We start from the raw sequence: 11662 nt of genomic DNA, 5'->3' as shown, positions 1-11662 counted from the left end.
ATAAGAGAATTTATTATTATGAGTGTTAGAAAGGCCTATATTTCTGATTATTATAATATTAAAAAATTATTAGATCAGTTAGGTTATCCACAAACAGAATCTTTTGTGAAAAAGAAAATGGAAATCTTATTAAACCATCCCGACGCAGAGTTATTAGTTTACGAAGTAAACGAAAAAGTAGTGGCTTTTATATCTTTACATTACATACCTCAAATAGCAAGAGAAGGAGATTATTTGAGAATAAATTATTTTGCAGTAGATCAAGATTACAGAAGTAGGGGTATTGGAAAAGAAATAGAAGAATATTGTGTAAAATTGGCTCAAGAAAAAAAGTGCGATAGAATAGAGCTACATACTCAGGAACGTAGAAAATTAGCGCAGAAATTTTATGCACGTCAGGGGTATAAAGAAGATCCTAAATACTTAGTTAAGATTTTAAAAAATAAAAATACTTAAATATTAAAAAATATAACTTTATCATTTATATTATCAATATACCCCTATAATGTTATTTATAATAATAATTTTTCAATAATAAATTTACTATTCTCATTTCAATGGTTTTGTTTTAATAAAAGGAGGATGATAATATTAATAATGCGAAAAGTCATGTAATTTTGTCTTTTTTATAAAAGAAGAAATCAATTAAAAATTCAGAGTCTAATAAAACTCAAACATGGATATAAAAAACGGCTACAATACCTATCGATAACTATAATTAAATATAGCCTAATTAAATGTAATATAAATGAGATAATAATGCTATAAAATTTACATTTCGTTTTACCGCCTATAAATAAAAACTTTATATTTATCTTAAAGAAATAAGCTCTAAGCAATTAAATAAAGGTTCAGGATATACACCTAATGCGATAATTAAAACAATAACGATAATAGCAACTAGATTATAGGTAAAAGGAGCTTTTTTTGCCACTGTTAATTCTTTATATTCGGAATTAAAATACATGGCTATAATTATTTTTAGATAATAAGCAATACTTATAGCAGAACCTAAGATAGCAACAATAACCAAAATAGGTTGAGTTTTTAAAGTTTGAGTAAATAAACTAAATTTAGCAATAAATCCGGAAGTTAAAGGAATACCGGCCATTGATAAAAGAGATATAGTTGTAGTTAATGCTAAAATAGGTTGTTTTTTAGCTAAACCATTAAACATACATATATCGCTAATACCGTGAGATACTCTTTCAATATAAATTAAACTGGCAAATACCCCAATAGTAGATAAAGAGTATGCTAATAAATAGAAAGCTAAAATATATATAGAATTGGCATCCGAATTAAAATAAATAAGAAGTAAATATCCGGCATGAGATATACTTGAATAAGCCAACATCCTTTTAGCATTCCTTTGCAAAACACCAATAATATTTGCAGTAAGTAAAGTTATAATTGCTAAGTAGAATATAATGTATTGCCAATCGTTCAGTTGACCTACAAAAACAAATTCTAATAATTTATATAGAGCAACAAAACCGCATATTTTTATTACAGAAGCCATAAAAGCAGTAATTAGAGAAGGGGAACCTTCATAAACATCCGGTGCCCAGAAATGAAAAGGAGCAATAGATATTTTAAAAAGTAAACCTACTAACATAAGAATAATCCCTGTAATATATATTGTAGGAAAATGCAATGTATTGATACTATATTGTCTGATAGTAGAAATGTCAAAAGAACCGGTAGTACCATATATTAAAGCTATTCCAAATAACAAAAAACCTGTAGCAAAAGCCCCCATTAGAAAGTATTTAATTGAAGCTTCATTGGATCGTAAATCTATTTTATTACTTCCGGCTAAAACATATAGAGGAATAGATAAAATTTCTATTCCAAGGAATAAGGTTACAAGATTTTGAAAACTAAAGAGTATAATTCCTCCACAAAGGGAAAATAATAAAAGGCTGTAAATTTCTGCCTGATGGTGGTCTATCAATTTAAAAGCAAATCTCCCTAATGCAAAAATTAATAAAGTAGTGATAATTGAAATTTGTGTAAATATTTGAGCACTATGATCAAAATTGAACATAAACTTATATTGTTCAAAAAAAGAAAAATCTCCATAAAAAGTACCCATAAAAGCTATAATTAAACCCATAATGGATATCGGCTGAGAGTATTTTCCTGTCCCTAAAACTCCTGAATATAATGCTAAAATAGCTGTTATAAATAGTATAATAATAACGCTCATTTAAATTACGATTTACTTTACCTAGTTTGTAGGGGGCAAAGTTAATATATTTCATTCAAAGTGCGAAATTTAAGTAATCAATTTTGTGCTAGTAAAAAAGAATAATTTATCAAATAAAATATATTCATTTACAGACTTTAATAAAAAGCAAATCAGCATCAAATAATAATTGTAAATAACACTTTTAATTTATAATAAAGAAAAAATAATATTGTAAATAAATAAAATTTAAGGGAAGTAAATAAAATTCTTCCACAAACTTATTTGTGGAAGAATAGAAACTTAATTTTAAATTTATTTTAAAAATTCAAAATGAGCTGGCATTACACCAGTTGTTTGCGAATTTTTTAAATTACCGTTTTTATCAAACCAAAATATTTTTCCGGGGTTGACGTAATTTGATGCATCTCCTATAAATATATCGCCATTCTCTTTATTAATAACTAAACCATAAGGAGACTCAATTTTATTTTTATCTGCTTCACTAATAAAACTTCCTGAAATTTTTTCTTTGGTAATAATATTGATTTTACCATAAGTACTTTTAGGTTGGTTTGTAGACCAGTCAACGCTATAATAATAAAGTTCATTTCCATAGAAATCAAAATTGCTTACCGGAATATTTATAGTTTTAATCACAGTATCCGTAGATGGATCAATAGCAGAAATACTTCCTGGTATTGTCTTATAATTTCCTAAGGAAGTTATCCATATTACATTATTCTTATCTTTTTTAACTTTAGAAAGATTAGTAGCCACTTCTATTTTTTTTATTTCTTTAAAACTATCGAGATCAATAATAGATACTCTATTATCATAGTTTGTAAGATATCCTCCAGAGTTAGCTACATAGAGTTTATTATTGGCAATCGTAAGCCCTTCCGGTTGATAACCTACAACAACCTTATCTTCCGTATTCTTTATATTTGCAGTGTCAATTCTATAGACATACCCTAATTGTTTAGAGCCAACCATAGGTCCCGCATAAGAAGTGATGTATGCATATTGATTGTGAAAAGTGATATTTCGTCCATTTGCTATACCCTCAATTTTTCCTATATGCTCTCCGGTTTTTAAATTGATAACCTCTACATAATTAGAAGCGTTTACAACAATATATAATCTGTTTCCATAAGCAGCAATATCATTCCCTGTATCTCCTAAACCTGCTTGTTGTGGATTTATTTGAGTAAAAAAAGATAAGGTATATTTGCCGGTATTAAAATTCCAAAAATCTAAAGTAGAATTATTTTGTCCATATACCCCTTCGTTTAAAATATAAATACCGGAAGATTGTTTGTTTATAACTGGAGGAGAATTGTTCCAATCATCATCATCATTACACCCTATTAAGCTAAAGAGTGGTAGTAAAAGAAAAAGTAATTTTTTTAGTTTCATATTATTAATTTTTATATGTTAATTTTAAGTGAAAGCCTGTAATTTCGTCCGGGCATAGGATAGTTTCTTACAATTGCGTATTGTTTATTAAAAATATTATTTATTTCGATTCCTGCTTTTAGGTTCATAATTTTTAAAGAAATATCATGTGTTAATGAGAAATCATGAGTATACCATTCTTTCTCATAATTAGCAGGAATATTAGCCGGCTGGTTATATCTTTCTCCTGTATAAATAAAACTGTAATTCAGATTCCATTTTTTATATAAAATACTTATCAATAAACTTCCACTATTCCATGGTATATATGGAATCTGATTTTTGTAATTATATAGAGTAGGGGAAGATATATCCTGAGCATCTTCATAGGTATATGTTGCTTTTAGATTTAGTAATAGGTTTTTGTATAGTTTGTAGGAGGTTAAGGCCGATATATCGATTCCGCGTATACGAACTTTTCCTAAATTTAACATAGTCCAGCGAAATTGTTGACCTTTAGGATATGCTATAATTTTATCTCTAACTTCGTTATAATAAACATCTGTTTCTAATTCTACCTGATAAAATATCCCAGAGTTAAAATATTTGCTATAATTAATGCCTGCATCATATTGGGTGGTATATTCAGGTCTTAAAAGAGAGTTTCCGAAATCTGTATAATATAAGTCGTTAAATGTAGGCATTCGGAATATTCGCTTATAAAATGCATGAACATCAAAATCTAAAGCTCTGAATGGTTTAAAATAAATAAAAACAGAAGGTGTATATTCCTTTTTGTTTGGAGATGCTTGAGATAAAGAAGTTTTTTTAATTTTTTCCTGAATATAAGTACCTAGCAAACTAGCCTGAAATTTAAATCTAGAGAAATGTAAAGAAGTAGTCGCAGCAATTAGTTCCGAATTTCTATCAGGATAAGCAAAAAAAGGCAGATCTGCATCTAAACTGTTATATTGATAATCTGCAGATAGTGATGCATCCCAAAATGAAAAAAATGAATATTGCTGAACCCATGAAAAATAAAATTCCTTCTGTTTGAAGGTATTGTTTATATATTTGCTTTTAATATCGTTTTGCAGGTAATGTGTATAATCATAGGCATATTTCGCATTAAGAGAAAATTTATATTTAGAAGTAATTTTTTTTTCTAAAGTTCCTTGAATAAAAAAATTTCTGTCCCATTGTTTTTCATATCTGTGGTATACATTTTTAACAATTGCTCCTGGAATTTGTCTTTCAGAATCATAATAATAAGCTTTGATATTCCATATTCCTTTAGATACTTTGCCAAAAAGTCCAGCTTCTGCCCTAAAGGCACTTATATTTCCATTTTGACGAATTGCTGTGGTATCCCATATGATCGATCCATTACTGGCTCTTTCACTTTGGCGGAATTTGTATTTTCCGTTGGAATTAACATATTCAAAATTTAGAGATGAATTTAGAGATTCAGATAATTTCTGTTCCCAAATAATAGAAGGATTTATTAAATTAAAGGACCCGGAACGGTAGTTCATACTTAAATTTGTTTTCTTCTGTTCTTTAAATTGAGGAATTTTGCTTTTTAAATAAATGCTGCTGGCAGATCCAAAATCTTTTGCAGGTTGGAATATTTCGCTTTTTTGTCCATTGTAAAGAGAAATAGATTCTAAATTATCTAAAGAAAACTTTCCTAAATCTACGGTTCCATTTTGAGCGTTACCTAGCTGAATACCATCATAAAAAACTCCCACATGTTGACTTCCCATTCCTCTGATATTTACGGTTTTCATTCCACCGACTCCTCCATAATCTTTGAGTTGAACCCCCGAAAAATATTTAAGCGCATCAGCTACAGATAGGCTGTTTAAAGTTTCCAATTCTTTACCCTCTAATTTTTGATAAGGAATAATTGCATTTTTTTCAATTTTTCCAATAGAAATGACTTCGGGGATTTCAAGTATTTGTGTAGTATCTTTTTTTTCCTGAGAAAATACAATTAAACAAGGAATACAGATACACAGAAATATTAAAAAAAATGTAGAATTGTATTTATTCATTTGTAAGCCAATCTGTTATAATATTAAGTAATATATTATTAAAGGCAAACATGAAATATAAACAGAAAAAGTAATCTGTAAAAAACTTTTAGATGTTTTAGCTTCATTCCACGAAAGCGTTTAACTTATATCATTTTCAGAATTGGCAGGTTTTCTGACTTACTTCATTTTAAGAAAACCTTCCCAAATATTAAGCTATTCAGTGGTTGTTTTTTTATTCTTAAAACTATTTAGAAGCTTACAGCAGCGGGCCTGTTTTGGATTTTCACCAAATTCCCTATTAAGTTTAATATTTTCTATATAAAAAACACCAAAACTCAACAAATATAAAAAAATTATTTAAAAATGTATTTATTTTTCAATTCTTATAAATTTGTTAAATTAGCACATTGCAAAATTTAAAAATATAGAGTTGTTGCATGAATATTCAACTTCCAGATAAATTATATTATTCTATAGGAGAAGTATCTAGAGCTTTTAACGTAAATACATCTCTAATTAGGTTCTGGGAAAAAGAATTTGATATAATTTGTCCTAAAAAAAATAAAAAAGGAGATCGTTTTTTTACGCCAAAAGATATAGATAACCTAAAAATTATTTATCATTTAGTTAAAGAAAAAGGTTATACTTTAGAAGGAGCAAGAACGGTTTTACAAACGGAAAAGAATTTAGAAAAAAAAGTTGAAATTATAACAAGGCTGCAAGCAGTAAAATCCGAATTATTAAAACTTAAAAATTTACTTGAAGATTAACAATATAAATATAAAAATTTATGAAATTACCAAAATTTTTAATTGCAGATAACTCTGATTTTCCTGATGATTTATATGTCGTTCACACCGAGTTTCCTAGGTTTATTTTAAATGTTGAAGAGGAAGAAGTTGAATGGTTTGATGAGTTAGAAGGTGAGGAAGAAGAAATAACTAATGAAGTAAATCATCTTATACAACAAGCATTTGACTTTTGTGATGATGAAATTGATAAATATGAAGAAGAAGAGGAATAATTTATTTTAATATATCCAATCAAAAAGCTGTATCTTATTGATACAGTTTTTTTATAAATAAAAAATTATATTGCAATTTAATTATTTTACTTTAAATTAATTACACGAAATTTTGTTTTTGTTATAGTATAATCTCATGCTCATATAGATATTTATATAAGAAACAATTGTTTTAATTTCTTATATATTCATATATTATATTAAAAATTTTTGTTAGTTATAATAATGATAACTCTTTAGAATTCTGTTCTATAAATTTTACATGTTAAAGTTTAATAAATATTTTTCAATATAATTAAAAATATATAAAATAAAATTTATAACTTTGTATTTCAAAGTACTTTATATATGAATAGTGATTTAAACCCTTTAGAAAGTATTCAGGAGATTAGAACTTATATTAAGAAATCTTCTCAATTTTTAAGTATGAGTGGCTGGAGCGGGATTTGGATAGGTTCATGCGGTCTAATATCTGGTTTTATGGCTATTTATTTAGTAAAAACAACTTTCATTCCGCCATCCCAATCTAGTTCTTATAATGTTTTATTATACTTAGCATTGATCACTTTATTTTTAGCCGTTATCGGAGGAATTTATTTTTCAATAAGAAAAGTTATAAGAAAGGGAGAAAAACTAATAACCCATGTATTTAAAAGAATGTTTATAAATTTTTCTATACCCTTGTTTACTGGTGGGATGGCTTCTATTGCTCTTATAAATTATAATTGTACAATTTTAGTACCTTCAGCTACTTTAATTTTTTATGGATTGTCTTTATTTACAGTATCTAGAGATACTTTAGATGAAGTAAGAATAGTCGGAATATTAGAAATAATGTTGGGTATATTATCCACTTTTTTTATCACATATTCTTTGATATTTTGGATTATAGGTTTTGGGGTATTACATATAATTTATGGTTTAATTTTGTGGAAAAAATATGATTGAAAAGAAAATATATAATGGAGCCTATTAATATAAATAGTTTAAATAAAATATTTGATAATCGTATTCGTGTTGGAATTATGAGTATACTTTCAGTAAATTCAGTCTTGGCATTTAATGATTTGAAAGAATTATTACAATTAACAGATGGAAATTTGGCCTCTCATTTGAAAAACTTAGAAGAAAATGAATATATATCTGTAAAAAAAGGATTTATAGGAAGGAAACCTCATACAACTTATAGTGCAACAAGTAAAGGTAAAGAAGCTTTTCTCAAACATTTAGATGCATTAGAAAAAATAATAAAAAAAATGAAATAATTTTTTTTGACTAAATACTTTGTAATTCAAAGTACTTTTATATATAATATTTAAAATTAATACTTATAACCATGGAAAATCAAAATCAACCAGAAGATCAAAAATTACAAACCAAAAATGAATTATTTGCTAATAAGAATTCAGAAACTAAAAAGACATTACAAAAAAAGAAACAAAAAATAAATGAAAATACATTGGTTAAAGGACTTATTGTTATAGTACTTATTTTAATCATGCTTATTCCTACTCCTTTTATACTCAATTTAATAAAAGAAAGAAAAGAAAGAAAAGAAATAGTAATAAATGAAGTAGGAGCAAAATTTGGTACAGAGCAAACATTATATGGACCATTTATAAAAGTTCCCTATAAAATTATAGACCCCGATAAAAAGATAAAAATAGATTATGTGTATCTTTCTCCTAATAAATTATCTATTATGGGTAATTTAGATGCATTGCCAAAATATAGAGGAATTTTTGATGTTATGCTTTACCAAGCGAAAATGAATATAAGTGCCGATTTTAATTATAAAAATTTAATAGAAGCAGACAATGATATAAATTATGAATGGGAAAAAGCAAAAATAGTATTTGGAATAAGTGACAGTAACGGATTGAATGAAAATTTGAATTTTATTATAAAAGGGAAAACATATTTAGCAGAAGTAGATGGTACTATAGATACTGGTGAAAAAATATTTTCAAATGATTCAGAAGAGCCTATTCAAATTAAATGGATTGACGAATTTGCAGTTCCGGTAAATCTTGCAGATACTAATAATATTAAAATAAATATACCTCTATCTGTAAAAGGAATGAACTCTCTGAATTTTTTACCTATCTCTAAAAATACAAAAATTAGTTTACAAACAGATATTAAAGATTTAAAATTTGATGGAAACGAATCTCCCATAGTAAAAAATATAAATAATAAAACTAAAAAAATAGAATGGACAGTTCCGGCTCGGAAATCAGAAGAAATTTTAAAAAGTACAAATAATCTTCAAAAAGCTAAGTTTTGGGTACAAATTATACAGCCTAATGATGAATATGGCAAAACAAATCGAGTAGCTAAATATTCAATACTCTTTATAGGATTAACCTTTGTAACCTTTTTCTTTATAGAAATTATTAATAAATTAAAAATACATCCTATACAATATATATTGGTAGGATTGGCCCTAACAGTATTTTATCTTTTGCTTCTTTCACTTTCAGAATATATAGGATTTAATAAATCTTACATTATTTCAGCAACAGCTACTGAATTGTTAATTTGTTGGTTTATAAAAGGAATTGTGAAAAATACAAAAATAATGGGAGGCGTTTTTATGGTGCTAACTTTATTGTATGGCTATATATTTATAATTATTCAATTAGATGAATTAGCTTTATTGGCAGGAAGTATAGGGCTCTTCATTATTATTGGTTTATTAATGTATTTTTCACGAAAAATAGAAATAAAAATAGTTGAATGACAGATATTTAAACAATACAGATCTAAAAGCTATCCATTAACGGATAGCTTTTTTGGTTTAAATTTTGCAATTACATTAATCACATAAAAAGTTTTAATAAAATGAAAAAAGAATATAATATTTTAACTCCTGAAGAAGAAGCGGTTATATTACATAAAGGAACAGAATATCCTTTTACAGGAGAATATTTAAACAATAAGAGAAAAGGTACTTACGTATGCAGACGCTGTGGAACACCTTTATACAGATCTTCGGATAAATTTGATTCTCATTGTGGTTGGCCTTCTTTTGATGATGAAATACCCGGAGCTATAAAAAGAGTTTTAGATGCAGACGGACATAGAATAGAAATCGTTTGTAATAATTGTGGGGCTCATTTAGGGCATGTTTTTGAAGGTGAGAGACTTACTCCTAAAAATACACGCCACTGTGTGAATTCTATTTCTTTAAAATTTATTCCTGAAACAGATGAGTAACAACCTAAAAAAAACATATTTTGCCTCCGGATGTTTTTGGGGAACAGAATATTATTTTATGAAAGCTCATGGAGTGGTTCATACAGCAGTAGGATTTATGGGAGGACATGTAGATAACCCAACTTATGAACAAGTATGTAAAAAAAATACTGGGCATTTGGAGACGACGGAAGTTTCTTATGATCCTTATAAGACCTCCTATGAAGAATTAGTAAAATTATTTTTCGAAACTCATGATTTTACTCAAACCAATGGTCAAGGTCCAGATATTGGCCCACAATATCTTTCATGTATATTTTATTCAGATGAAAAGGAAAAAGAAATTGCAGAAAAATATATAAATATATTACTTAATAAAGGTTATAAAGTAGCAACATTGTTAAAACCGGCGAGTACGTTTTGGAAAGCAGAAGAATATCATCAACAATATTATGAACATAAAGGAAGCCTACCATATTGTCATAGATATAAGAAAATATTTGATTAATAAAGTAGGCAATATCTCTAATCTTTTTGTAAGAGAAGAAGCGAAGTATATTTAAATATTTCGCTTCTTTACTTCATTTATGGATAATTAAAAGAAATACTATTTCAAAAATTAACTTATAAAAATTATATTAATATTTTTATTTTTGATCCATTGAGATTGAGATAAAGTTTCAAGATTAATACTACCTATAAAATAGTTACCATAAGGACTGGTAAATTTTTCTTCAATAGAACTAAAGTCTTCAAAATTTGAGAAAGTATCATTATATCTTACATATACCTTATAAGTACCATTATTAACTAACTTCAGATTTTTATCAACATGCTTATATTTTTTATTTTCATATTTATAATCATAAGTTAAGGCAGATATATCTGATAATACTGCAGAACCAGTAGGTTTATCACCTGCTCCTTTTCCTATCATAAGTTGATTTTCAGAAAAAGCACTCTCCAAAACCACTCCATTATATTCATATTTCACATGCGCCAAAGGGTCTTCTTTTTCTATAAAAGTAGGAGCACAAAAGCCGGTTATTTCATTACCGTTTTTATTACATTTGGCTATTAATTTGATGGCATAATTCCTTTGTTGGGCAAAATTAAGATCAAAATCACTAATTCTGGAAATACCAAAATTGAAAATATCTTTGGGCTGAGTTATAAGTCCAAAAGCATGAAAAAGTATTATACATAATTTATATTTAGGATCAATTCCCTCAACATCCAATGTTGGATCAGATTCTGCAAATCCCTTTTCTTGGGCTTCTTTTAAAACAACCGGATAAGATACATGATCATTTATCATTTTAGTAAGAATGAAATTAGTTGATCCATTAAAAATACCGGATACAGAGGTTAATAAATCATTATCATAATATTCTTCAAGATTTCTTATGATGGGGATACTGGCACATACTGAGGCTTCATATAAAAAAGGAACTTTATAGGTTTGTTCCAGTTTTAATAACTCTGGCAGACGTTCCGCTATCATCTTTTTATTTGCTGAAACTACTGCTTTTCCGTTTTTCATAGCTTTAGAAACTATTTCAAAAGCAGCTTTCGCATCATCAATTAATTCTACAATTACATTAATTTCAGGGTCTAAAAGTAATTCTTCCTTATCGGTTGTAAAATATTTTTTATTTATTGGTCTGGGTTTATCGGCATGTTTAATACATATTTTTTTGATATTGGCTTCTACACTTCCGGCTTCTTCCAAAACTTTATATAAACCGGTACCCACACAACCAAAACCGAAAATGCCCAGTTTTAATCTTTTTTTTGTCATAATCTATAATT

General features: G+C 27.2%; 12 protein-coding genes and 1 riboswitch. Of the genes, 8 read left to right on the top strand and 4 right to left on the bottom strand.

Going from position 1 to position 11662, the window contains the following annotated elements; genetic code table 11:
* Positions 1–18 precede the first annotated feature (18 nt).
* Positions 19–456 carry a GNAT family N-acetyltransferase gene (locus C4S77_RS09990; protein WP_105247420.1) on the top strand — a complete coding sequence of 146 codons (438 nt, stop codon included), beginning with the start codon at positions 19–21 and terminating at the stop codon, positions 454–456.
* A gap of 355 nt (positions 457–811) precedes the next feature.
* On the opposite strand, the gene C4S77_RS09985 is transcribed toward C4S77_RS09990, so the two are convergent.
* The 3 genes from C4S77_RS09985 to C4S77_RS09975 all read right to left on the bottom strand — a co-directional run bounded on the left by C4S77_RS09985 (position 812) and on the right by C4S77_RS09975 (position 5646).
* Positions 812–2212, bottom strand: a complete 1401-nt coding sequence (locus C4S77_RS09985; protein ID WP_105247419.1) for an NADH-quinone oxidoreductase subunit N — start codon at positions 2210–2212, stop codon at positions 812–814.
* A gap of 294 nt (positions 2213–2506) precedes the next feature.
* The gene (locus C4S77_RS09980; protein ID WP_105247418.1) at positions 2507–3610 is read right to left on the bottom strand and encodes a YncE family protein; all 1104 of its coding nucleotides are present in this window, start codon (positions 3608–3610) and stop codon (positions 2507–2509) included.
* An 11-nt stretch (positions 3611–3621) separates the two neighbouring features.
* A complete protein-coding gene (locus tag C4S77_RS09975; protein ID WP_105247417.1) occupies positions 3622–5646 on the bottom strand; it encodes a TonB-dependent receptor in 2025 nt (674 codons plus the stop codon).
* A gap of 127 nt (positions 5647–5773) precedes the next feature.
* Positions 5774–5976: riboswitch (cobalamin riboswitch) on the bottom strand.
* A gap of 89 nt (positions 5977–6065) precedes the next feature.
* Here C4S77_RS09975 and C4S77_RS09970 point away from each other — a divergent pair.
* From C4S77_RS09970 to msrA, 7 genes are all read left to right on the top strand, one after another.
* A complete protein-coding gene (locus tag C4S77_RS09970) occupies positions 6066–6398 on the top strand; it encodes a MerR family transcriptional regulator (RefSeq protein WP_105247416.1) in 333 nt (110 codons plus the stop codon).
* A gap of 20 nt (positions 6399–6418) precedes the next feature.
* Entirely contained in the window at positions 6419–6652 is a 234-nt protein-coding gene (locus C4S77_RS09965; RefSeq protein WP_105247415.1) for a hypothetical protein, read from the top strand.
* Between the two features lie 348 nt (positions 6653–7000).
* A complete protein-coding gene (locus C4S77_RS09960) occupies positions 7001–7600 on the top strand; it encodes a hypothetical protein (RefSeq protein WP_105247414.1) in 600 nt (199 codons plus the stop codon).
* 14 nt (positions 7601–7614) lie between these two features.
* Entirely contained in the window at positions 7615–7917 is a 303-nt protein-coding gene (locus C4S77_RS09955) for a winged helix-turn-helix domain-containing protein (RefSeq protein WP_105193434.1), read from the top strand.
* Positions 7918–7988: 71 nt separating this feature from the next.
* Positions 7989–9395: a cell envelope integrity protein CreD gene (gene creD / locus C4S77_RS09950; protein ID WP_105247413.1), complete on the top strand. Its 1407-nt coding sequence runs from the start codon at positions 7989–7991 to the stop codon at positions 9393–9395.
* A 101-nt stretch (positions 9396–9496) separates the two neighbouring features.
* A complete protein-coding gene (locus C4S77_RS09945; RefSeq protein WP_105193430.1) occupies positions 9497–9871 on the top strand; it encodes a methionine-R-sulfoxide reductase in 375 nt (124 codons plus the stop codon).
* Positions 9864–10358 (top strand): peptide-methionine (S)-S-oxide reductase MsrA, encoded by a 495-nt coding sequence (gene msrA / locus C4S77_RS09940; protein ID WP_105247412.1) that lies wholly within the window; start codon positions 9864–9866, stop codon positions 10356–10358. The genes C4S77_RS09945 and msrA overlap by 8 nt, the downstream gene beginning before the upstream one ends.
* A 111-nt stretch (positions 10359–10469) precedes the next feature.
* On the opposite strand, the gene C4S77_RS09935 is transcribed toward msrA, so the two are convergent.
* Entirely contained in the window at positions 10470–11651 is a 1182-nt protein-coding gene (locus tag C4S77_RS09935; RefSeq protein ID WP_105247411.1) for a homoserine dehydrogenase, read from the bottom strand.
* Between the last annotated feature and the right edge of the window lie 11 nt (positions 11652–11662).

This window comes from Apibacter adventoris, from assembly GCF_002964975.1.
GTDB lineage: Bacteria > Bacteroidota > Bacteroidia > Flavobacteriales > Weeksellaceae > Apibacter > Apibacter adventoris.
The sequence above is the reverse complement of the archived record's forward strand: the minus strand, read 5'-3'. Positions and strand labels throughout refer to the sequence as shown.

Coding starts and splice junctions, on each gene's coding strand:
- C4S77_RS09990 (WP_105247420.1), top strand. CDS start 19: ATGAGTGTTAGAAAGGCCTATATTTCTGATTATTATAATATTAAAAAA.
- C4S77_RS09985 (WP_105247419.1), bottom strand. CDS start 2,212: ATGAGCGTTATTATTATACTATTTATAACAGCTATTTTAGCATTATAT.
- C4S77_RS09980 (WP_105247418.1), bottom strand. CDS start 3,610: ATGAAACTAAAAAAATTACTTTTTCTTTTACTACCACTCTTTAGCTTA.
- C4S77_RS09975 (WP_105247417.1), bottom strand. CDS start 5,646: ATGAATAAATACAATTCTACATTTTTTTTAATATTTCTGTGTATCTGT.
- C4S77_RS09970 (WP_105247416.1), top strand. CDS start 6,066: ATGAATATTCAACTTCCAGATAAATTATATTATTCTATAGGAGAAGTA.
- C4S77_RS09965 (WP_105247415.1), top strand. CDS start 6,419: ATGAAATTACCAAAATTTTTAATTGCAGATAACTCTGATTTTCCTGAT.
- C4S77_RS09960 (WP_105247414.1), top strand. CDS start 7,001: ATGAATAGTGATTTAAACCCTTTAGAAAGTATTCAGGAGATTAGAACT.
- C4S77_RS09955 (WP_105193434.1), top strand. CDS start 7,615: ATGGAGCCTATTAATATAAATAGTTTAAATAAAATATTTGATAATCGT.
- creD (WP_105247413.1), top strand. CDS start 7,989: ATGGAAAATCAAAATCAACCAGAAGATCAAAAATTACAAACCAAAAAT.
- C4S77_RS09945 (WP_105193430.1), top strand. CDS start 9,497: ATGAAAAAAGAATATAATATTTTAACTCCTGAAGAAGAAGCGGTTATA.
- msrA (WP_105247412.1), top strand. CDS start 9,864: ATGAGTAACAACCTAAAAAAAACATATTTTGCCTCCGGATGTTTTTGG.
- C4S77_RS09935 (WP_105247411.1), bottom strand. CDS start 11,651: ATGACAAAAAAAAGATTAAAACTGGGCATTTTCGGTTTTGGTTGTGTG.